The sequence below is a fragment of the Nonomuraea rosea genome (assembly GCF_039539705.1).
In the GTDB taxonomy this organism is placed as follows: Bacteria; Actinomycetota; Actinomycetes; order Streptosporangiales; family Streptosporangiaceae; genus Nonomuraea; species Nonomuraea rosea.
In genome coordinates, this window is record NZ_BAABDQ010000001.1 from 452,945 (window position 1) to 474,291 (window position 21,347).

Annotated in this window: 22 protein-coding genes; 10 read left to right on the forward strand and 12 right to left on the reverse strand. The window is 70.3% G+C overall.

The window, feature by feature from the left end; genetic code table 11:
• Positions 1–58 precede the first annotated feature (58 nt).
• Genes ABEA43_RS02080 through ABEA43_RS02095 form a run of 4 tightly spaced genes read left to right on the forward strand, consistent with a single transcriptional unit; the run spans position 59 to position 3,810 of the window.
• Positions 59–931, forward strand: a complete 873-nt coding sequence (locus ABEA43_RS02080) for an SIS domain-containing protein (RefSeq protein WP_345558029.1) — start codon at positions 59–61, stop codon at positions 929–931.
• A complete protein-coding gene (gene nagA / locus ABEA43_RS02085; RefSeq protein ID WP_345558031.1) occupies positions 928–2,061 on the forward strand; it encodes an N-acetylglucosamine-6-phosphate deacetylase in 1,134 nt (377 codons plus the stop codon). The genes ABEA43_RS02080 and nagA overlap by 4 nt, the downstream gene beginning before the upstream one ends.
• Complete coding sequence (locus ABEA43_RS02090) at positions 2,061–2,975, forward strand: 1-phosphofructokinase family hexose kinase (protein WP_345558033.1); 915 nt, start codon at positions 2,061–2,063, stop codon at positions 2,973–2,975. The genes nagA and ABEA43_RS02090 overlap by 1 nt, the downstream gene beginning before the upstream one ends.
• Positions 2,976–2,985: 10 nt before the next feature.
• Positions 2,986–3,810, forward strand: a complete 825-nt coding sequence (locus tag ABEA43_RS02095) for a class II fructose-bisphosphate aldolase (RefSeq protein ID WP_345558035.1) — start codon at positions 2,986–2,988, stop codon at positions 3,808–3,810.
• Here the strand turns inward: ABEA43_RS02095 and ABEA43_RS02100 are convergent.
• The 3 genes from ABEA43_RS02100 to ABEA43_RS02110 are packed head-to-tail and all read right to left on the reverse strand — an operon-like array spanning position 3,800 to position 5,591.
• On the reverse strand, positions 3,800–4,234 hold the full coding sequence (locus ABEA43_RS02100) for a GNAT family N-acetyltransferase (protein WP_345558037.1): 435 nt from the start codon (positions 4,232–4,234) through the stop codon (positions 3,800–3,802). The two genes, ABEA43_RS02095 and ABEA43_RS02100, sit on opposite strands and share 11 nt — an antisense overlap.
• On the reverse strand, positions 4,231–5,007 hold the full coding sequence (locus ABEA43_RS02105) for a phosphotransferase family protein (protein ID WP_345558039.1): 777 nt from the start codon (positions 5,005–5,007) through the stop codon (positions 4,231–4,233). Before ABEA43_RS02105 ends, ABEA43_RS02100 begins: the two co-directional genes overlap by 4 nt.
• On the reverse strand, positions 5,004–5,591 hold the full coding sequence (locus ABEA43_RS02110; RefSeq protein ID WP_345558040.1) for a TetR/AcrR family transcriptional regulator: 588 nt from the start codon (positions 5,589–5,591) through the stop codon (positions 5,004–5,006). Before ABEA43_RS02110 ends, ABEA43_RS02105 begins: the two co-directional genes overlap by 4 nt.
• Before the next feature lie 69 nt (positions 5,592–5,660).
• On the opposite strand from ABEA43_RS02110, the gene ABEA43_RS02115 reads away from it, so the two are divergent.
• Positions 5,661–6,227, forward strand: coding sequence for a dihydrofolate reductase family protein (locus ABEA43_RS02115; RefSeq protein WP_345558042.1), 567 nt, complete (start codon positions 5,661–5,663; stop codon positions 6,225–6,227).
• Here ABEA43_RS02115 and ABEA43_RS02120 read toward each other — a convergent pair.
• A complete protein-coding gene (locus ABEA43_RS02120; RefSeq protein WP_345558044.1) occupies positions 6,224–6,634 on the reverse strand; it encodes a nuclear transport factor 2 family protein in 411 nt (136 codons plus the stop codon). The two genes, ABEA43_RS02115 and ABEA43_RS02120, sit on opposite strands and share 4 nt — an antisense overlap.
• 96 nt (positions 6,635–6,730) lie before the next feature.
• Between ABEA43_RS02120 and ABEA43_RS02125 the strand changes: the two genes are divergently transcribed.
• Complete coding sequence (locus ABEA43_RS02125) at positions 6,731–7,408, forward strand: TetR/AcrR family transcriptional regulator (RefSeq protein ID WP_345558046.1); 678 nt, start codon at positions 6,731–6,733, stop codon at positions 7,406–7,408.
• A 127-nt stretch (positions 7,409–7,535) separates the two neighbouring features.
• On the opposite strand, the gene ABEA43_RS02130 is transcribed toward ABEA43_RS02125, so the two are convergent.
• The 5 genes from ABEA43_RS02130 to guaB are packed head-to-tail and all read right to left on the reverse strand — an operon-like array spanning position 7,536 to position 12,318.
• On the reverse strand, positions 7,536–8,219 hold the full coding sequence (locus ABEA43_RS02130) for an SDR family oxidoreductase (protein WP_345558048.1): 684 nt from the start codon (positions 8,217–8,219) through the stop codon (positions 7,536–7,538).
• A complete protein-coding gene (locus ABEA43_RS02135) occupies positions 8,219–9,418 on the reverse strand; it encodes an RNA polymerase sigma factor (RefSeq protein ID WP_345558050.1) in 1,200 nt (399 codons plus the stop codon). Before ABEA43_RS02135 ends, ABEA43_RS02130 begins: the two co-directional genes overlap by 1 nt.
• A 16-nt stretch (positions 9,419–9,434) precedes the next feature.
• On the reverse strand, positions 9,435–9,689 hold the full coding sequence (locus tag ABEA43_RS02140) for a hypothetical protein (protein ID WP_345558052.1): 255 nt from the start codon (positions 9,687–9,689) through the stop codon (positions 9,435–9,437).
• 22 nt (positions 9,690–9,711) lie between these two features.
• Entirely contained in the window at positions 9,712–10,833 is a 1,122-nt protein-coding gene (locus ABEA43_RS02145; protein WP_345558054.1) for a GuaB3 family IMP dehydrogenase-related protein, read from the reverse strand.
• A 3-nt stretch (positions 10,834–10,836) separates the two neighbouring features.
• The gene (guaB, locus tag ABEA43_RS02150; RefSeq protein WP_345558056.1) at positions 10,837–12,318 is read right to left on the reverse strand and encodes an IMP dehydrogenase; all 1,482 of its coding nucleotides are present in this window, start codon (positions 12,316–12,318) and stop codon (positions 10,837–10,839) included.
• Between the two features lie 685 nt (positions 12,319–13,003).
• On the opposite strand from guaB, the gene ABEA43_RS02155 reads away from it, so the two are divergent.
• Positions 13,004–14,014 (forward strand): helix-turn-helix transcriptional regulator, encoded by a 1,011-nt coding sequence (locus ABEA43_RS02155; protein ID WP_345558059.1) that lies wholly within the window; start codon positions 13,004–13,006, stop codon positions 14,012–14,014.
• A 39-nt stretch (positions 14,015–14,053) separates the two neighbouring features.
• A complete protein-coding gene (locus ABEA43_RS02160) occupies positions 14,054–14,431 on the forward strand; it encodes a DUF5319 domain-containing protein (RefSeq protein ID WP_090930411.1) in 378 nt (125 codons plus the stop codon).
• A gap of 109 nt (positions 14,432–14,540) precedes the next feature.
• Here ABEA43_RS02160 and ABEA43_RS02165 read toward each other — a convergent pair whose 3' ends face one another.
• The 3 genes from ABEA43_RS02165 to groES form a co-directional block, all read right to left on the reverse strand.
• Positions 14,541–15,176: a sigma-70 family RNA polymerase sigma factor gene (locus ABEA43_RS02165; protein ID WP_305924480.1), complete on the reverse strand. Its 636-nt coding sequence runs from the start codon at positions 15,174–15,176 to the stop codon at positions 14,541–14,543.
• Positions 15,177–15,644: 468 nt separating this feature from the next.
• Entirely contained in the window at positions 15,645–17,264 is a 1,620-nt protein-coding gene (groL, locus tag ABEA43_RS02170; RefSeq protein WP_345558061.1) for a chaperonin GroEL, read from the reverse strand.
• 72 nt (positions 17,265–17,336) lie between these two features.
• Positions 17,337–17,648: a co-chaperone GroES gene (gene groES / locus ABEA43_RS02175; protein WP_043623565.1), complete on the reverse strand. Its 312-nt coding sequence runs from the start codon at positions 17,646–17,648 to the stop codon at positions 17,337–17,339.
• Between the two features lie 361 nt (positions 17,649–18,009).
• On the opposite strand from groES, the gene ABEA43_RS02180 reads away from it, so the two are divergent.
• Together ABEA43_RS02180 and ABEA43_RS02185 are read left to right on the forward strand one after the other, a co-directional pair.
• Positions 18,010–19,203: a class I SAM-dependent methyltransferase gene (locus ABEA43_RS02180; protein ID WP_345558063.1), complete on the forward strand. Its 1,194-nt coding sequence runs from the start codon at positions 18,010–18,012 to the stop codon at positions 19,201–19,203.
• Positions 19,204–19,398: 195 nt separating this feature from the next.
• Positions 19,399–21,288: an apolipoprotein A1/A4/E domain-containing protein gene (locus ABEA43_RS02185; protein WP_345558065.1), complete on the forward strand. Its 1,890-nt coding sequence runs from the start codon at positions 19,399–19,401 to the stop codon at positions 21,286–21,288.
• The last annotated feature ends 59 nt before the right edge of the window (positions 21,289–21,347 follow it).

The following is a 21,347-nucleotide window of genomic DNA, read 5'->3' on the forward strand; positions in this document are numbered from 1 at the left end:
AATGTTGCACTTTCCTGGTATATAAGAAGCAGAAACAATCAATTTCGGGAGGCAAGTGGTGACCACCCACACCGAGGCCGAGATCGCGTCCCAGCCGTCGTGCTGGCGCCGTGCCGTCGCTGACGTTCCGGCCGGCGCGCTGCCGCGCCACGGCGAGCGGGTCGCCGTCGTCGGCTGCGGGACGTCGTGGTTCATCGCGATGGCCTACGCCGTCCTCCGCGAGCGGGCCGGGCACGGGGAGACCGACGCCTTCGCCGCCTCCGAGGTCCCCGACGGGCGCCCCTACGACCGCGTGCTCGCGCTGACCCGCTCCGGCACCACGACCGAGGTGCTGGAGCTGCTGTCCAGGACCACCACGAAGACCACGGCCATCACCGCCGACCCCACCACGCCGATCATGACGGCCGCCGACGAGGTCGTCGTGCTCGACTACGCCGACGAGCAGTCGGTGGTGCAGACCAGGTTCGCCACCACGCAGCTCGCCCTGCTCCGCGCCAGCCTCGGCGAGGACCTGACGCAGGCGATCGCCGACGCCGAGGAGGCCGTGGCCGCGCCGCTGCCCGACGCGCTGGTCAAGGCCGAGCAGTTCAGCTTCCTCGGCACCGGCTGGTCGGTGGGGCTGGCCCAGGAGGCCGCGCTGAAGATGCGCGAGGCGTCCCGCTCGTGGACGGAGGCGTACCCGGCGATGGAATACCGGCACGGCCCGATCAGCATCGCCGCGCCCGGGCGCGTCACGTGGATGCTCGGCACCGCGCCCGAGGGGCTGCGCGCGCAGGTCGAGGAGACCGGCGGCACGTTCTTCGAGACCGCGCTCGACCCCATGGCCGAGCTCATCAGGGCCCAGCGGGTGGCCGTCGCCAGGGCATTCGCCCAAGGGCTCAACCCCGACGAGCCCATGCACCTCACGCGATCTGTGATCCTTTCTTCATGAGCCTTACTCTTGCCGACGCCAGGATCGTGACTCCTGAGGGAGTTCACGACGGGTGGCTGACCATCGAAGACGGCCGCATCACGCATGTCGGCCACGGATCCGCCCCCGGTCCAGGACTCAGCGTGGGCGGCCGGCACGTCGTGCCGGGGTTCGTCGACGTGCACAACCACGGCGGCGCGGGCGGCTCCTTCCCGACCGGCGAGCAGGACAAGGCATGCGAGGCGGTGGCGCTGCACCGCCGCCACGGCACCACCACCACGGTGGCCAGCCTGGTCACCGACTCCGTCGAGGGGCTGACCAGGGCCGCCGCCGCGCTGGCCGAGCTGTGCGAGGAAGGGCTGCTGGCCGGGATCCACTACGAGGGCCCCTACATCGCCAAGGCCCGCTGCGGCGCGCACGACCCGACGTTGCTGCGCGAGCCGTCGCCGCAGGAGTTCGCCGGTCTGGTCAAGGCGGGGCGCGGGCACGTGCGGATGGTCACCATCGCGCCCGAGCTGCCCGGCGCGCTCGACACGATCAGGATGGCCGTCGCGGAAGGCGTGATCGCGGCGCTCGGGCACAGCGACGCCGACTACGACCAGACGATCACCGGCATCGAGGCCGGCGCGAGCGTGGCCACGCATCTCTACAACGCGATGCCGCCGCTCGGGCACCGCGCGCCGGGTCCCGTGGCGGCGCTGCTCGACGACGAGCGGGTGACGGTCGAGCTCGTCAACGACGGCGTCCACGTGCACCCGGCCATGCTGCGGCTGGCGTACGAGGTGGCCGGTCCCGGCCGGACGATGCTGATCACGGACGCCATGTCGGCCACCGGGCTGGGCGACGGCGACTACGTGCTCGGCCCCATGCAGGTGCGGGTGGAGGGCGGCGTGGCCAGGCTGGTCGAGGGCGGCTCCATCGCGGGATCCACGCTGACCATGGACGTCGCGTTCCGGCGCAGCGTCCAGGAGGTGGGCATGTCGCTGCCCGACGCCGTGCAGGTGGCCTCGCTGACGCCCGCGCGGGTGCTCGGCCTGGCCGGCCGGATCGGCTCGATCGCCGTCGGCAAGGCCGCCGACCTGGTGGTGCTCTCCGACTCGCTGGAGGTGGCCGGGGTGATGAAGGACGGCGTCTGGATCACGGAGCCCTGATGATCCTCACCGTGACGCTCAACCTCGCACTCGACGTGACGTACCAGGTCCCCGGCGTCCCCGGCGTGGACTGGGACGGCGTCAACCGCGTCAGCTCCGTGCACAGGCGCGCGGGCGGCAAGGGCGTCAACGTGGCCCGCGTGCTCGCCGCGCTCGGCCAGGACGTGCTGGTCACCGGCCTGGCGGGCGGGCCGACCGGGCAGGCGGTCGAGGACGACCTGCGCTCGGCGGGGCTGCCGAGCGCGCTGTCCCGCGTCGCGGGCGACTCGCGCACGACGCTGGCGGTCTCGGAGCACGAAGGGCGCACCGCGCTGTTCAACGAGCCGGGGCCCGAGATCACGCCTGCAGAGCTGGCCGCCTTCCTCCAGCACTTCGAGTCGCTGGTGGCCGCCGCCGACGCGGTGGTCATCTCGGGCAGCCTGCCGCGCGGCGTCCCCCTCGACGTCTACGCGACCCTGGCGGCGATCGCGGCAGAGCGCGGCGTGCCCGCCATCGTGGACGCCGACGGCGAGCCGCTGCGCCACGCGCCCAAGGGCCGACCGTCCGTGGTCAAGCCCAACGCGGAGGAGCTGGCCAGGGCCGTGCCCGGCGGCACCCCGGCCGAGGGCGCTCACGAGCTGCGCAGCCAGGGAGCGGAGGCCGTGGTGGTGTCCATGGGCTCCGACGGGCTGCTGGCCGTCACCGGCGAGGGAACGTTCAGGGCGCGGATGCCGTACACCGTGCGGGGGAACCCGACCGGAGCGGGCGATTCGCTCGTCGCGGGGCTCGCGCTGGGCCTGGTCGAGCCGGCGCCGTGGCCGGAGCGGCTGAGGCGGGCCGCGGCGCTGGGCGCCGCGGCCGTGGCCGCGCCGGTGGCCGGCGACTTCGACCCAGACGTGTACGCCGACATACACCCCCAGATCACCATCACGTAAGGAGCAGGCCATGCCCCTCGCCGCCATCGGCGACATCGTCACCCAGTCGCCCGCAGGGGTGGGCGCGTTCAACGTGATCCAGCTGGAGCACGCCACCGCCATCGTCAGCGGCGCGGAGGCGCTCGGCCTGCCGGTCGTGCTGCAGATCAGCGAAAACTGCGTGCGCTACCACGGCGCGCTGGAGCCCATCGCGCTGGCCGCGCTCGCGGTGGCCAGGCGGGCCGAGGTGCCCGTCGCGGTCCACCTCGACCACGCCACCGACCGCGTGCTCGTGCGGGAGGCGGTGGAGCTGGGGCTGGGCTCGGTGATGTTCGACGCCTCCGCGCTGCCCGACGACGAGAACGTCCGCGTCACCGCCGAAGTGGCGACCTGGTGCCACCAGCACGGCGTGTGGGTCGAGGCCGAGCTGGGCGAGGTCGGGGGCAAGGACGGCGTGCACGCGCCCGGGGCCCGCACCAAGCCGCACGAGGCGGTCGACTACGTGGCCAGGACCGGCGTGGACGCGCTGGCCGTGGCCGTGGGCACCTCGCACGCGATGACCACCAAGGACGCGGTGCTCGACCTGGAGCTGATCGCGGAGCTGCGGGCCGCCGTGCCGGTGCCCCTGGTGCTGCACGGCTCGTCCGGGGTGCCCGACGAGGTGCTGCGCGAGGCCGTACGGCAGGGCATGAAGAAGATCAACATCGCGACGCACCTGAACAAGGCGTTCACCGGCGCCGTCCGCGACTACCTGGCCCACGACGAGCGGGTCGTGGACTCCAGGAAATACCTCAACGCCGGTCGCGACGCGGTGGCCAGAGAGGTCTCGCACCTGCTCGGCGTGCTCACGAGCTGAGCTCTTTACGCATCAGCACGGCGGAGCGCCCCTTGATCCCCTCCCGGCCCGTCTCGACGTAGCCGAGCGAGGTGTAGAGGGCGATGTTGGTGGCCATCTTGACGTTCGTGTAGAGGCGCAGCGCGGGCAGCCCGAGCCTGCGCGCCTCCTCCTCGGCGAAGGCCAGCAGCCCGCGCCCGATCCCCTTGCCATGGCTCTCGGGGCGCACCGCCACGTTGTCCACCAGCAGGACGCCGTCCTCGGGGACGAGCACGATGAGGCCTTCCAGCCCGTCGGTGACGTGCACCAGGCCCGCGGCGATGAGCGCGCCGTAGTCGGCCTCCATCGGGACCGGCCGCATGCCGACGACCTCGATCCACGGCTCGTAGGCATCGTGCACGAGGCTCTCGACGGCGGCCAGGTCGGCCGCCCGCGCCGGTCTCATGCCCCCAATCTTGCCAGGACCCGCTCGGCCTGCCGCTGGAAAGTGCCGGGCGGATTGCGCGGGTGCTCGTACGACAGCAGGTAGAACCACACGAGCACGTGCGCCTTGCGGCACTCCCGCAGCCGCCGCTCCTCCGCCCGGCTCAGCTCGAACCGGTCCACGATCTCCACCTCGCCGTCCACCCACAGCGACACGTGCTCGGCCAGCTCCGCCAGCTCGAACGCCAGGTCGCTCGACCCGGAGTCCTCGTAGTCGACGATGCGGATTCGGGAGCCGTCCCACATGAAGTTCGCCAGGTTGCCGTCACCCGCCCCGAACACCGGCCTGATCCCCTCGTCGCCGGGCTCCCAGCTCTCCAGCCACCGGGCGCCCTCCTTCGCCGCCAGGTCCGTCAGCGGCTCCCTCGACGTCCACTCCGCGTGCCTGTGGCCGATCCACTCGACGATCGCCGCGCGCTGCCACGGGCGTAAGGGAACACCGCCGAGCACGTGCGCCGGCACCGCGGCGTGCAGCTCGGCGAGGGCCGCGGCCATGGCGGCGGCGTGCTCGGCGGTCACGGAGCTCCCGTGCAGCGAGACCCCGTCGATCCTGGACATCCGCACCGCGCCGTCCTCGAACGCGATCGGCTCGGGCGCCAGGCCGGGGGCGTGTTCGGCCAGCAGGCTCAGGGCCCGCCATTCGCGCTCAGCGGCACCCAGCTTGCCGTCGATGTAGCGCTTGGTGACGAGGCCGCCCTCATAGGTCAGGTCGTGGGTGTGTTTGACGTCGGTCACGCCCCGGACTCTAGAGGCAGCAGCCGCTCGACCGCGGCGGCCACCAGCTTGTGGGTCTCCTCCTCGCCGAACACGCCGGGCAGCGTGAGCCGCTCCACGATCAGCCAGTTCATCGCGAGATAGAGCAGCACCACGGTGGTGGCGTCGCCGGGCAGGCCGGAGTCGAGGTGGTAGCGGACGTTCGCGTCGACGTCGGCCCGGATCCGCTCGGTCAGCACGGCCCGCAGGTCCTCCCGCCTGGTCGCCTCCAGCCGCAGCTCCAGCAGCGCCAGATAGCCGGACCTGAACGACGACACCCGATCGACCAGCTCGTGCATCAGCTCGGCCACGCGGTCACGGTCGCGCGGCCCGCCCAGGCTGGCGGCGATCACCGCCGCGTCCGGCTGCAGCCGCTCGTAGATCCGGCCGCCCGCCTGGGTGAACAGCTCGTCTCGGCTGGCGAAGTAGTTGGAGGCCGTGCCGGTCGGCACCGCCGCCTGCGCGTCCACCGCCCTGAACGTCAGCCCGCGGGCCCCTTCCCTGGCCAGCACCTCGATCGCGGCATCGACCAGTGCCGCCCGCCTGGCGACGTTCTGCCTGACCACCTTGACACCACTCCATCTGTAGTACTACGGTCAAACCACTTCACTCATAGTACTTCAACTGGAGTCATTTTGCGCAAGCTGGTCTATTACATCGGCACCTCCATCGACGGTTACATCGCCGGTCCGGGCGGCGAGGTCGACTTCTATCCGCTGGCCGACGACATGGCGGCCGACATCAACGCGCAGTTCCCCGAGACGGTGCCGACGCACATCCGGGCCCAGATCGGCCTCGACACGCCCAACCTGCGCTTCGACACCGTGGTCATGGGCCGCGGGACCTACGAGCCCGCGCTCGCCGTCGGCGTGACGAGCCCGTACGCCCACCTGAGGCAGTACGTCGTGTCCGGCACCATCAAGAGCATCGACGACCCGGCCGTGGAGCTGGTCGCCGACGACCCGCTGGGCCTGGTGCGCCGGCTCAAGCAGGAGGACGGGCTGGACATCTGGCTGTGCGGCGGCGGGAGCCTGGCGGCGGCCGTCCTGCCGGAGATCGACGAGCTGATCGTCAAGTGCTACCCGGTGGTGGCCGGGTCGGGCATCCCCGCCTTCCACGGCGACTTCCGGCCGACGGCGTTCGCCCTGACCGGCACGCGGACGTTCAGCAACGGGGCGGTCGTGCTGACCTACACCCGCTAGACCTCGCCGCGGTAGGCGGTCAGGGGCTGCGGGTTGCTGTAGTCGCGCGAGTGCGCGATCAGGCCGTCCTCGATGCGCATCACCATGATGTACGAGCGCTCGAAGGGCTCGCCCGAGGGGACGAGGCTGCCGAGCAGGTCGTACTCGACGATGACCGTGCTGGGGTCGGCGGTCTCGTGGAGCCGGACGTTGTCCACCTTGTCCATCCTCGTCCGGGACCCTGCCATCGCGAACCTGCTCCGGTGCCCCTCCCTGCCCTCGAACCGGGTGGGGATGCCCGGCGGCGCGAACGGGATCTCGATCACGGAGTGCTCGGCGTACAGGTCGGCCAGCGCGGGCAGATCGCCGCCGACGGTCACCTGCAGGAAGCGCTCGGCCACTTCACGGGCAGAAGGCTGGTCGGACATCTCATACCTCCGGAGAGAGTTAGAATACGGAACGTAAAACCCGCTTAGACCTTACGGAACGCTCGTTCCGGTTGTCAATCGCCCCGGGAGGCCCGCATGACCGTCCCGCACCGCGCGGACGCCCGCCACAATCGCGCCCGCGTCCTGGCGGCGGCGCAGGCGGCCTTCGCCGAGCAGGGGCGCGCCGTGCCGCTCGACGTCATCGCCGGGCGCGCCGGGGTGGGCGCGGGCACCGTCTACCGGCACTTCCCGAGCAAGGAGTCGCTGCTCTCCGCCGTGATGAGCGAGCGCATCGAGCGGCTGGTCGCGGAGATCGGGGCGCTGACCGGCGACTCGGCCGATCCCGGCGCGACCTTCTTCGCCGCGTTCGAGCGGTCGGTCGAGCAGGTGGTGCTGAACAAGGCGCTCTGCGAGTCGATGGCCTCGGGCGAGCAGGTCCGGGTCGAGCCCGGCGTCCGTGAGCGCTACCTGGCGGCGCTGGAGCCGCTGCTGTCGCACGCCCAGGAGGCCGGCGCCGTCCGCGCCGACGTGGCGCTGCACGACGTGATGACCCTGATCGCGGGCTGCGCCACCATGCGGGCCGCCGGCGGCGCGGTCGGCACCTCGGTCGTGATGGACGGCCTCAAAGCTGCCACTGCCGTAACGAAACGTAACGAAACTCGGTGTGTGGAGTGCGGCGATCCCGTCCCGCCCGCCGGCACCGGCCGCCCGGCCCGCTACTGCGGCAACGCCTGCAGGCAGCGCGCCCACCGCCGCCGCCACGCATCCGGCTGACCGATCATGCCGACAGCGTCGGCACGCGCCTCACCCCAGCAGCGCCGCCGCCCGCGCGCCTCATCCCAGCAGCGCCACCGATCTCAAGCCGCCGCCCGCTCACCCCGTCACACCAGCGCTGCCGGTCTCACCACGGCACGGGGTGGCCGTCGCGGAAGAATCCGCCGGTCGGGCCGCCGTCCGGCAGGTCGACCGCCCACAGGACGCTCGCCGCCCCCTCCGCGACCGGCCGCCCGCCCGGGCCGCCCATGTCCGTCGCCACCCACCCGGGGCAGACGGAGTTGACCAGGATGCGCTCGCTGCGCAGGTCGGCGGCGAGCATCTTCGTCAGCGCGTTGAGCCCGGCCTTCGACACCGCGTACGCGGGCGTCCCCGACCCCATGGAGGCCATCGACCCCGCCTCGCTGGAGACGTTCACCACCCGCCCGTGCCGGCTCGCCCGCAGCAGCGGGAGCAGCGCCTGCGTCACCCGCCACGCCCCCAGCAGGTTGGTGTCCAGCGCCTCCCGCACCACCGTCAGATCGGCGCCGGCGGCCCGCTGCCACGTGTCGTAGTGAATGGCCGCGTTGTTGACCAGGACGTCCACCCGCTCGTGCCGGTCGCCGACCTCCCTGCCGAACCGCTCGGCCGACTCCGGGTCCGACACGTCGAGCTGCCAGGCCCGCGCCCCGATCCCCGCCGCGGCCTTCTCGGCCTTGCCCAGGTCTCTGGCGGTCAGCAGCACCGTGTCCCCGGCCGCCGCGAGCTGCCTGGCCACCTCCAGCCCGATCCCCCGATTGGCCCCGGTGACCACGCAGACGCGTCCGGCCATCACATCCTCCTCCGCAGGAAGTCCCGCTCGACCTCGTTGCCCGCACGCGCGACCGCCGCCGTGTACGCCTCCCCGGCCTCCGCCTCGCGGCCCAGCCGCCGCAGCAGATCGGCGCGTACAGCGTGGAACAGGTGGTAGTCGCTCACGTCGAGCCTATCGACCAGCCGCAACGCCGCCTCAGGACCCTCCACCTCGGCCACCGCCACGGCACGGTGCAGCGCCACGACCGGCCCGGGATCGAAGGTCGTCAGCAGGTCGTACAGCCGCAGGATCTGCCCCCAGTCGGTCTCCTTCGCCGTCGGCGCGTCGCTGTGCACGGCGTTGACGGCGGCCTGCACCTGGTACGGGCCGGGCTCGTCCCGCCGCAGGCACCACCGCACGAGCTCCTGCCCCTCCGCGATGAGCGCCCGATCCCACAGCCTCCGGTCCTGCTCCCCGAGCGGCACCAGATCGCCGCTCTCACCGGTACGCGCCGCCCGCCGCGACTCGACGAGCAGCATCAGCGCCAGCAGCCCCACGACCTCGGGCTCGCCCGGCATCAGCGCCGCCAGCAGCCGCCCGAGCCTGATGGCCTCGCGGCACAGCTCCTCCCGCACGAGCCGGTCGCCGGAGCTGGCGGTGTACCCCTCGTTGAAGATCAGATAGACCACGGCCAGCACGGCCCGCACCCGCTCGGGCAGATCGCCCTCCGCGGGCACCCGGTACGGGATCCGCGCGTCCCGGATCTTGCCCTTGGCCCGCACCAGCCGCTGCGCCATGGTCGCCTCCGGGACCAGGAACGCCCGCGCGATCTCCGCCGTCGTCAGCCCGCCGATCAGCCGCAGGGTGAGCGCCACCCGGGCATGGACGGCGAGCGCGGGATGGCAGCAGGTGAAGATCAGCCGCAGCCGGTCGTCCTGTACGGGCCCCTCGTCCTGCGGCTCATCGGGGACCTGCAGCAGCGCGGCCTGGGCGTGCTTGCCGGGCCGGGCCGACTCCTTGCGCAGCCGGTCCACGGCCCGGTTGCGGGCGGTCGTGATGATCCACCCCGCGGGGCTCGGCGGCAGCCCGGCCTCCGGCCACTGCCGCACCGCCACCGCGAACGCCTCCTGCACCGCCTCCTCGGCGACGTCGATGTCGCCGAAGGAGCGGACGAGCACGGAGACGGCCCGGCCGTACTCCGCACGGAACACCCGCTCTATCTCAGGTTCGATGAGCATGCGCCGTCCGCCGGGGTCACCGGTCGAGCGCGGCCCCGCGCTGGATGTCCTCCACCACCGTCTTGGCCACGAGCAGGGTCGCCCCGGTGACCTTGCGGTAGATCGCGATGGCCTTGACCGTCTTTCCGTCGCGCAGCGCCGCGTAGAACTCCGGCGGCAGCAATTCACCGTCGGTCACGGCGTCGACCAGCACGGGGTCGACGCCGAGATGCCGCTGCAGATAAGCGACCTGCTTCTCAAGCCGGGCGAGTCTCTCCTCAACGGATTCCATGGCCGAAACCCTACCCGGCGGATCAGCGCTGGGTCGGCGCCACCACGACCTCGACCCGCTGGAACTCCTTGATGTCGGAGTAGCCCGTGGAGGCCATCGTCCGCTTGAGCGCGCCCATCAGGTTCATCGAGCCGTCCGCGACGCTCGACGGCCCGTGCAGGATCTGCTCCAGCGTCCCCACCGTCCCGAACTCGACCCGCCGCCCGCGCGGCAGGTCCGGGTGGTGCGCCTCGGACCCCCAGTGGAACCCGTGCCCGGGCGCCTCGGACGCCCTGGCCAGCGGCGAGCCGACCATCACGGCGTCCGCGCCGCAGGCGATCGCCTTGGCGATGTCGCCGGACGTGCCCATGCCGCCGTCGGCGATCACGTGGACGTACCGGCCGCCCGACTCGTCCATGTAGTCGCGCCGCGCGGCCGCGACGTCCGAGATCGCGGTGGCCATCGGCACGGCCACGCCGAGCACGTTGCGCGTCGTGTGCGAGGCGCCGCCGCCGAACCCGACCAGCACGCCCGCCGCGCCGGTGCGCATGAGGTGCAGGGCCGCGGTGTAGGTGGCGCACCCGCCGACGATGACCGGCACGTCGAGCTCGTAGATGAACTGCTTGAGGTTGAGCGGCTCGGCCCGCCCCGAGACGTGCTCGGCGGAGACGGTCGTGCCACGGATGACGAAGATGTCGACGCCCGCGTCGATCACGGCCTTGTGGTACTGGACGGTGCGCTGCGGCGACAGCCGGACGGCCGTCGTCACCCCGGAGGCGCGGATCTCCTCGATCCGGCGGCCGATCAGGTCCTCCTGGATCGGCGCGGCGTAGATCTCCTGGAGCCGCCTGGTGGCCGCCTCCGTGTCGAGGACGGCGCACTCCTCCAGCAGCGGCGACGGGTCTTCGTACCGGGTCCACAAGCCTTCGAGGTCGAGCGGCGCGAGCCCGCCGAGCCGGCCGATCTCGATCGCGGTGGCGGGCGAGACCACGCTGTCCATGGGAGCGACGACCACGGGCAGCTCGAACCGGTAGGCGTCGATCTGCCAGGAGATCGAGACCTCCTCCGGGTCGCGGGTGCGCCGCGAGGGCACCAGGCCGATCTCGTCAAGCGCGTACGCCCGCCGCCCGGTCTTCCCCCGGCCGATCTCCACCTGCTGAGTCATGACTTACCTTCTGTGATAGTTCGGAGCTTCCACGGTCATCTGGATGTCGTGGGGGTGGCTCTCCTTGAGGCCCGCTGCCGTGATCGGCATGAGCTCGCAGTCGGTGTGCATCTGGGGGATCGTCCGGCAGCCTGCGTACCACATGCCCTGGCGCAGCCCGCCTATGAGCTGGTGGGCGACGGCCGCGACCGGCCCGCGGTAGGGGACCTGACCCTCGATGCCCTCGGGGATGTACTTGTCCTCGCCGCCGACGTCGGCCTGGGCGTAGCGGTCCTTGCTGAAGGAGGTGCCGCCGCGCTCGCGGTTGCGTACGGCGCCGAGCGAGCCCATCCCGCGGTACGACTTGAACTGCTTGCCGTTGATGAAGATCAGCTCACCCGGCGACTCCTCGCACCCGGCGAGCAGCGAGCCCAGCATGACCGTGTCCGCGCCGGCCGCGATCGCCTTGACGATGTCGCCGGAGTATTGCAGGCCGCCGTCGCCGATCACCGGCACCCCGGCGGGCGCGCACGCCTTGGAGGCCTCGTAGATCGCGGTGACCTGCGGCGCGCCGACCCCGGCCACCACCCGGGTGGTGCAGATGGAGCCCGGCCCCACGCCCACCTTGACCGCGTCGGCGCCCGCGTCGACCAGCATCTGGGCGCCCGCCCTGGTCGCGATGTTGCCGCCGATGACCTCGACCTTGCTGTTGGCCTTGACCTTGGCGATCATCTCGGCCAGGCCCTTGGAGTGCCCGTGGGCCACGTCGACGACCACCACGTCGACGCCGGCCTCGATCAGCGCCTTGGCCCGCAGCTCCGCGTCGCCGCCGACGCCGACCGCCGCGCCCACGATGAGCCGGCCGTCCGCGTCCTTGGTGGACAGCGGGTACTGCTCGCTCTTGGTGAAGTCCTTGACCGTGATCAGCCCGCGCAGCCTGCCCTCGGTGTCGACCAGGGGAAGCTTCTCGATCTTGTTCTGCCTGAGCAGCGCGAACGCGTCGTCGCGCGACACCCCGACCGGCGCGGTGACCAGCGGCATCTTCGTCATGACCTCGCGTACGGGCCGCGACTGGTCCGTCTCGAAGCGCATGTCACGATTTGTCACGATCCCAACGAGCGTGCCCGACATGTCCGTCACCGGCACCCCGGAGATCCGGTACGTCGCACACAGCCGCTCGACGTCGGCCAGCGTGTCGTCGGGACTGCAGGTGACCGGGTTGGTGACCATGCCGGCCTCGGACCGCTTGACCAGGTCCACCTGCTGGGCCTGCTCCTCGACGGACAGGTTGCGGTGCAGGATGCCGATGCCGCCCTGCCTGGCCATGGCGACCGCCATGCGGGCCTCGGTGACGGTGTCCATGGCCGCCGAGACGAGCGGGATGGACAGCGTGACGCCCCGCGACAGGCGGGATCTGGTCTCTGCCTCTCCTGGTTGGAGATCTGAATAACCGGGCACCAACAGCACGTCGTCGAAGGTCAATCCGACCTCGGTGAACTTGGACATGCTGCGGCCCCCTCCTGCCGATGCGCTGATTCAGCTAAGTCTAGGGCCTGCATCCAAATAGCGTTTAACGGCCTCTGCTCCGCAGAGGCGGGCTCGGTCGCCTCATGCCGCCGTCTTCCCCCGCTCTGGTCGCTGCGCTCCCGCCACTCCTCCAGACGACGGCACTCCCTCGCAAACCCCAGACCTCGCTCCGCGAAACGGGCGCGGTCGCCCGCCGCCGCCTTCCCCCGCTCTGGTCGCTACGCTCCCGCCGCTCCTCCAGACGACGGCACTCCCTCGCAAACCCCAGACCTCGCTCCGAAACAGGGTCCGCACGGGGTCTGGACGCAGTGATGCCGGGAGGACGATGACCCCCACGGCCCTTCGTACTCCCGGCATCGAAAAGTGCCGGGGGATGAGGCGGTCGGTGATCCGTCCCATCCCCCGGCCACCGGCATCCGGGCGCGATGGCGCTCCGCGCCACCGAACCCCCCTCCGCGTCCTGATGGCCGGCGCCACCGCTCCCTTGTCTGGATGCCGACGCTAAGTAAAGCCTGCGTTACTCAACGGAACATCGCAATGGGAAAACGTGCAATTGCACGAAGTTGCACATCCGCCTCCACGAGTCAGCGCAACGACCGGACACAGGAGTAACGCGGGGTTATCCTCGCGGCACGCCCGTGTCCCCCCGACGGAGCTGCCGAACATGCGCAACGAGTCCCGAACCGTGTCGGATCCCTTCGAGACGCTGGGTCTCGACCCTGGCCAGACCGCGCTCTACACGGCCGTGCTGAGGCTGCACCGCGCCACCCGCACCGATCTCGCGCAGGCCATGAACGGCCCCGTCGAGAAGGTCGGCCGCCAGCTCGACGACCTCGTGAAGCTCGGGGTGGTCGACGAGCAGTCCGGCGAATACCTGGCCAGGCACCCGGCCGCGGCGCTGGGCCGGGTGATCGCCGAGCGGCTGGACCGGCTGGCCGCGGAGAGCCGCATGATCGACTCCGCGCTCGGTTCGATCCGCGGGCTGATCCGCGACTACGACGCCGGCCGCGACTACCAGAGCGGGCCGTTCACGGTGGAGATGGTGAGCGGGGCGGACGTGCTCTACGAGAGCGTGCTCGGCATCGCCGTCCAATCCCCGCCGATGGAATTACTCACGGCGATTCCGGACGATCGCACCATGATCGACTTTGCCCAGAAATTTGCGGACCCGTGGATTGACGCACAGAAACGGAAGCTCCTCACGGTTCACGCGATCATCCCGGTCTCCACCCTCACCCTCCCCGGCGTACGCGACCAGCTCACCGAGCTGATCGAGACCGGCGGCAAAGTACGCACGCTCGACCGGATCCCGAGCTGGTTCATGACCGCAGGGCCTGAGGTGGCGGGCCTGCCGCCGTTCTGGGGCGGCAACCTGCCCGACCACGCCTACAACTTCTACCTCGTACGCACGCCGATCGCCGTCGGCCTGCTCAGGACGCTGTTCGACGAGCTGTGGGGCAGAGCCGTGCCCCTGCCGTGGGGCCGCCGGGGCGGCGGGATGGTCAAAGTGCTGCGCCTGGCCGCGCAGGGCATGTGCGACGAGTCGATCGCCCGCCAGCTCGGCGTGTCGGTCCGGACGGTCCGGGCAAGATTCGCCGACGCCATGGCCGAGTTGGGCGCGCAATCACGCTTCCACGCTGGGGTGGAGGCCGCCAGACGCGGATGGCTGAGCTAATAGCCACCGCTGGGGCCGCTTCGGTCATATGGTGGGAAGGTGCTGGAAGACGTCCCCCGCGACCCGTTCGCGGACGACCCGAACGACCCTTCCTCTGCGATGGGTGCGCTCGACGACGCCGAGCCACTCACCGCGGCCGAACGCGATGAGGCCATCACCGACCTCGCCGACGTCGAGGTCTTCCGCTCCCTGCTGGAGCCGCAGGGCGTACTGGGTCTCGTCCTCGACTGTCCCGAATGCGGCGAGCAGCACTTCTTCGACTGGGAGCTGCTGCGCGGCAACCTGCGGCAGATGATCGAGAAAGGCCAGCCGCAGGTTCACGAGCCGGCCTTTCATCCGGACCCGGCCGACTACGTCAGCTGGGAATACGCCAGAGGCTATGTCGATGGCGTCATCGACACGGAGGAACGCCGCTGACCGACATCATCGAGCAGCGCGGCCAGCAGCCGCGCGGCTCGATCGCCTGAATCAGGCACTTCTCCGCGACCGAGCGCGTCGAGCAGCGCGTCGGTCTCCTCTTCTGGCGTCAAGCCGACTCCAGCTCGGCCATCTGCCGCAATCTGGCCAGCGCCCGATGCTGGGCGACGCGGACCGCACCTGGTGACATACCGAGTACATTACCGGTCTCCTCCGCCGAGAGCCCCGACACCACCCGCATCAGCAGCAACTCGCGCTGGTTCTCGGGCAGTCTGGCCAGCAGCCTGCGTGCGTGCTCCACCTCGATGTAGCGGACGACCGTCTCCTCGGGCCCAGGCCCGTCGTCCGGCCCGTCGGGCAGATCTTGAGTAGGTACGGCCGAGCGCACCGAGCTGCGCAGCGCGTCGGCCACTTTGTGCGAGGCGATCCCGAACACGAAGGAGGCGAACGGCCGCCCCATGTCCCGGTATCGCGGCAGCGCGGACAGGACCGCGATGCACACCTCCTGGGCTACGTCATCGGCAATGTGATATTGCCCTGAAACCCTGCCCAGCCTGGCGCGGCAATACCGCACCACCATCGGACGCAACTCGCCGAGCAGGGATTCGATCGCACTGCGATCACCCTGTACGGCGAGGCTCGTCAGTTCCCTTAGGTCGGAGTCATCCGTCCGTGCCGGAAGTCTCGACGCGAGCCTTACCCCAATTTTGGCGTCGGCGACGCTTCCCTCGCTCACGATAGGCATGATGCCCGCACTGATCCGGCCTGTCGTCATTGCGAACGGCTACGGATTGGTCACATTGAAGCGACGATAACTAAGAGTAATCGTATGACTACACTAAGACTTAACTGCTGACATAATGTTTCATCCCATAACCCGAAATGCACGACAATTGTCAGACCCTGACGCTTATCGCCTGCTTCCGGTTTACTCCATTAATCCACCTTTTTCCCCACTTCTACTCGCCCGGAGGCCACACTGCCCTCCCCTGCCCCCTCGTCCCCCATGCTTCCCAGCCCTGATTTCGCACCCGACCGAAAACCCCACTCCGCACCCGCTGGAACGCTCCATGGCCACGAGCGCCCTCCCGCGCCCCTCCTGCCGGACCCCTGCAGGGCCCCTGTGCGGCTCTCCAGGCACGTACAGGGGCGCAAAAACCGTACGGCCCGCACCCCCTCCGGGTGCGGGCCGTACGGCTGAAGAGAAACCAGGTCAGTGGCCGTGGCCGTGACCGTGACCGCCGCCGGCGGCCGGAGACTCGTCCTCGGGCTTGTCCACCACGAGAACCTCGGTGGTGAGCAGCATGCCCGCGATCGAAGCCGCGTTCTGCACAGCCGAGCGCGTGACCTTCACCGGGTCGATGACGCCCTGGGCGAGCAGGTCGCCGTACTCGCCGGTGGCGGCGTTGAGGCCGTGACCGGGCTTGAGCTCGGCGATCTTGTGGGTCACCACGTAGCCCTCGAGACCGGCGTTCTCGGCGATCCAGCGAGCCGGCTCGACCAGCGCGCGGCGCACGACGCCGACACCGGTGGCCTCGTCGCCCGTCAGACCGAGGTCGTCGAGCTCCTTGGAGACGTGGATGAGCGCGGAGCCACCGCCGGAGACGATGCCCTCCTCGATGGCGGCGCGCGTCGCGGAGATCGCGTCCTCGAGGCGGTGCTTCTTCTCCTTCAGCTCCACCTCGGTGGCGGCGCCGACACGCAGCACGCACACACCGCCGGCGAGCTTGGCCAGACGCTCCTGCAGCTTCTCGCGGTCCCAGTCGGAGTCGGACTGCTCGACGGCAATCTTGATCTCCTTGACCCGGTCCTCGATGGCCGCCGCGTCGCCCGCGCCGTCGACGATGGTCGTGGTGTCCTTGGTGACCACGATGCGGCGCGCGGTGCCGAGCACCTCGGTGCCGACGTGCTCCAGCTTCAGGCCGACCTCTTCGCTGACGACCTGGCCACCCGTGAGGATGGCGATGTCCTGCAGCATCGCCTTGCGGCGGTCGCCGAAGCCCGGGGCCTTGACGGCCACGGAGGTGAAGGTGCCGCGGATCTTGTTGGTGACCAGAACGGCCAGGGCTTCGCCCTCGACGTCCTCGGCGATCACGAGCAGCGGCTTCTTCGTCTGCGCGATCTTCTCCAGCAGCGGCAGGAAGTCCGCGATGGAGGAGACCTTGCCCTGGGTGATCAGGATGTAGGCGTCCTCGAGGACGGACTCCATCCGCTCGGGGTCGGTGACCATGTAGGCCGACAGGTAGCCCTTGTCGAACTGCATGCCCTCGGTGAACTCGAGCTCCATGCCCATGGCGTTGGACTCTTCGACGGTGAGGACACCGTCCTTGCCCACCTTGTCGAACGCCTCGGCGATCAGATCGCCGATCTGCGCGTCCTGAGCGGAGATCGTCGCGACATTGGCGATCTCCTTCTTGTCCTCGACCGGGCGCGCGCTGGCGAGCAGCTTGTCGCTAATCGCCTTGGCGGCCTTGTCGATGCCGCGCTTCAGCGACAGCGGCGAGGCGCCGGCGGCCACGTTGCGCAGGCCCTCGCGGACCATGGCCTGGGCCAGGACGGTCGCGGTGGTGGTGCCGTCGCCCGCGATGTCGTTGGTCTTGGTGGCAACTTCCTTGGCGAGCTGGGCGCCGAGGTTCTCGTAGCGCTCCTCCAGCTCGATCTCACGAGCGATGGTCACACCATCGTTCGTGATCGTCGGCGCACCGAACTTCTTGTCGATGACGACGTTGCGGCCACGCGGGCCGAGGGTAACCTTCACGGCGTCCGCGAGGGCGTTCACTCCGCGCTCGAGCGCGCGGCGGGCGTCCTCGTCGAACTCCAGGATCTTCGCCATGCTGAAAGTCCTCTCCTAGCATCGAAAGCCCCGGTCGCCCTGAAGAGCGCCCGGGGCCCGACACATCCGGCTCTACTTCTCGATGATCGCGAGAACATCGCGGGCGGAGAGCACGAGGTACTCCTCGCCGCCGTACTTGACCTCGGTGCCGCCGTACTTGCTGTAGAGGACGATGTCGCCCTCCGAGACGTCGAGCGGAATCCGCTTGTCGCCGTCCTCATCCCAGTTGCCGGGGCCCACCGCGAGGACCTTGCCCTCTTGCGGCTTCTCCTTGGCGGTGTCCGGGATGACCAGGCCAGAAGCGGTGGTCTGCTCGGCCTCAAGCGGCTGAACCACAATGCGGTCGCCGAGCGGCTTAACGGGAACCTTGGTGGCGGTCGTCACGATCGGACCTCCCCTTCAGATTTGAATGATCTAGAAGAGGCGACCAGTTGGGCCTGCCGTCGCGGGTGTCAGACCTGCCTCGTCGCACGTTGGCACTCTCAATGGGAGAGTGCCAACAGGAAACATATGCAAGAGGGGCTTGACAGTCAACACGAACGCGTCTGCTGAGAGCGATACGGCCCACGAGCCGGTCAGGGAATCCCCTGGTCCGCGCATGTCGCCAACGGCCGTACCCAGTCTTTCATGTGCTCTCCCACATGGGCGAACATCCGCGCCGACACTTCGCGTCCCGCTCGTCCCGGCCGGCGGCGGCCGGGCCTTCGGGCCGGCGCGCCCTTCCCTCGCGCTAACGTCGTCCTACGTGGACCTGGACGCCTTCAACGAGTTGCTGACCCCGCGCGGGCAGCGGGCGCTCGCCGAGGCCGTGGAGCTGACCGGCAAGGACCCGGTCGCCGCCGCCACGACGCTGCGCAAGACGTACGACGCCGCTCTCACCTCCGCAGCCCTCACCCAGGCAGGGCTCAGGGAGCGGGCGAAGGCGAAGTTCGGGGCGGACGCGAAGGTGATGTACTTCACGCCGCACGGTTTGGAACAGTCCACACGGGCGGAGGTCGCCGAGCATCGCGCCCGCCGGCTGGTCGCCTCGCATCGCGCCGGCGCGCCGGAGTCCGCGCGGCCGCCCACGGTGGTGGACGCCTGCTGCGGCATCGGCGGCGACCTTCTCGCGCTGGCCCGCGCGGGCTGCGCCGTCGCGGCAGTGGACACCGACCCGCTGACCGTCGCCGTGGCCAGGGCCAACGCCGAGGTGTCCGGGCTGGGCGACGCGGTGACGGTGACCGTGGGCGACGCGGCCGGGATCGAGCCCGAGGGGTACGACGTCCTGTTCGCGGATCCGGCCCGGCGGACGAGCAGGGGCAGGACGTTCGACCCCATGGCGTACTCGCCGCCGTGGCCCGTGGTGCTCGACCTGGTCGCCAGGGCCCGCCTGGCCTGCCTCAAGGTCGCCCCCGGCATCCCGTACGAGTTCATCCCCGAGGACGCCGAGGCCGAATGGGTCTCCTACAAGGGCGAGGTCAAGGAGGCCGCGCTCTGGACCGGCCACGGGACGGGCAGGCGGGCCACGCTGCTGCCCGGCGGCCACACCCTGACCGCCACCGGGGTCCAGGCGCCCGTCGGGCCCGCCGGGCGATACGCGTACGAGCCTGACGGCGCCGCCATCCGGGCGCACCTCGTGGGCGAAGTGACCGAAATGGTGAACGGACGGCTGCTCGACCCGATGATCGCCTACATCACCGGCGACGTCCCGATAGACACTCCATGGGCCGCTCGATATGAAATCGAGGAGGTCATGCCGTTCTCACTGAAAAGGCTGCGCGCCGCACTCCGTGAGCGACAAATCGGCAATGTCACTATCAAGAAGCGCGGCTCCGCCGTGGACATCGAACGCCTGCGCGCCGATCTGCGACTCAACGGGAAGAATTCCGCAGTAATCATCCTGACCAGAATTGGCGATAAACCGTTCGTACTCATCTGTGACACGCCCCCACCAGCCTGAACACCTCAAACCGGTCATTCTTCCGTTAACCGCGATCTTTCAATTCAGCCCTGACGGACCTTGATCGAAAGGCTAAGGTGGGCGGGCGGGAGTTCTCCCCCCTAATGCGGTTAACCGCGTTCTCTCTCTTCCATCTGCAGACCGGACCTATCCCACCGCTGCGCGGCAGACCGTCGGCGAGCGAAGGAGCTTTCGGTGGACCATTCCAACCACACCACCACCCTTCTTCAGGCAGGCGGCCACGCCGCCATCTCCGAGAGGATGCGAGACCTGCTGGCGCGCGCCGCACAGGACCATGTGTACGAGCAGCGCACCCAGGGAGCCGTGCTCGACGAGATCCGCCAGCGACTCGAAGGCATGGAGTGGCTGCTGCGTGAGGTGCGTGAGCGTGAGCTGGGCGGCCTCAGCGGCACCTTGCAGGCGGTCAGCGGGCGGCTGGACGACATCACCGCCAAGCCGCCGATGTGGGCTGAGGGCCTGGCGCAGCACGTGGAGGCGGTTCGCGACCATGTGGACGCCGTCGGGGAGAAGGTGGGCGACGTCGATGCCCGCGTGGCCCCGGTCGCCGAGTTGCCGAGCCTGTGGGCCGACCTCGGCACTGTCGGCGAAAGCGTGGACGAAGCACTCAACCGCCTGCAGACCGTGCTCAACACCACTGATGGCATCACCCGGGGAATGTCCGACTTCGCCGCCACGCTGGCCACCCTCAACTCCAGCATGGAAGCAGCCGCGAGCCGTTTCACCAGGCTCGACAAGTCCATGACCGAGCTGGCCACGCGCACCGACCGGGTCGAGATCGTGGTCGCCGACCTCTCGGAGGGCATCGGCGAGCGACTGGCCGGGACGGCCGAGCAGCTGTCCGACAAGGTGGACGCCGCCGAGCAGCGCCTGACGGCCCGGCTGGACGGGACCGACCAGCGTCTGACCACCAGGCTCGACGAGACCGACCAGCACGTCGCCGCCCGGCTCGACGAAACGGACCGGCAGGTCATCGCCCGGCTGGACGAGACCGACCGGCACGTCACCGCCCGGCTCGGCGAGACCGACCAGCGCCTGACCACCAGGCTCGACGAGGCCGACGAGCGGCTCTCGGTCCGGCTCAAGGAGGCCGACGAGCAGCTCACGACCCGCCTGTCCGACGTCGAGCAGCGGCTCGCCACGCGGCTGGACGAGGCCGACCGCCACCTCGCCGTCGAGCTGGGCGAGAGCGAGCAGCGCCTGGCCGCCCGGCTCGACGGCGTCGACTCCAAGCTCGACCGGGCCGAGGGCAAGCTCGTCGGCCTCGACTCCAGGCTGACCGGCTTCGACAGCCGGCTGGAGTCCGCCGACGAGGCCCTGGCCGACATCGACACCCGGCTCGACGGTCTCGACGGCACGGTGGGCGGCGTCGACAAGCGCCTCACGTCCGTCGACGGCCGGCTCGGCGGTGTGGACAAGCGGCTGGGCACCATGGACGGGCACCTGGGCCGTCACGACGACCGGTTCGACGCCCTCGACGTACGCATCGACGCCCGTTTCACCGCGCTCGACGAGCGGATGGCCACCACCGACCAGCACCTCAGCGAGGGCGCCACCCGCAACGAGGGCCGCTTCAACAAGCTCGACACCCAGATGGACGCCATCGACGAGCGGCTGGTCGAGGCCGAGGAGCACCTGAGCAGCCGCTTCGACGCCATCGACGGCCAGTTCGGCGGGCTCGACACCCGCTTCAACGGCCTCGACACGCACATCAACGGGCTGGCCACCCGCGCCGAGCAGGCCACCGAGCACCTGGAGGCGGTGGACGACCGCATCGAGGCCGTCAACCAGCGCGTGGGCCAGCTCCCGGCCACCCTGGCCATCCCCGAGCGGGTCGGCGAGCTGATCCAGTCGCAGGCCGGCGAGCAGGCCGAGCGCCTGACGGCCGCCACGGAAGCGCTCACCGAGCTGGTCAGCTCGCGGCCCGACCGTGACGATCTCACCGAGACGGTCACGGGCATCGTCCAGCCCGCCACCACCGACCTCAACAAGCGCCTCGGCGCCCTGGAGGAGACCATGCTGGTGCTGGCCGAGGCCCTCCTCAGGCCGACGAGGACCAAGGACTGAGCCCTCCCAGAGCAACAGCCACGCCCGCCCAGCGCCAGCTCCCCGGAGCGACAGCCGTC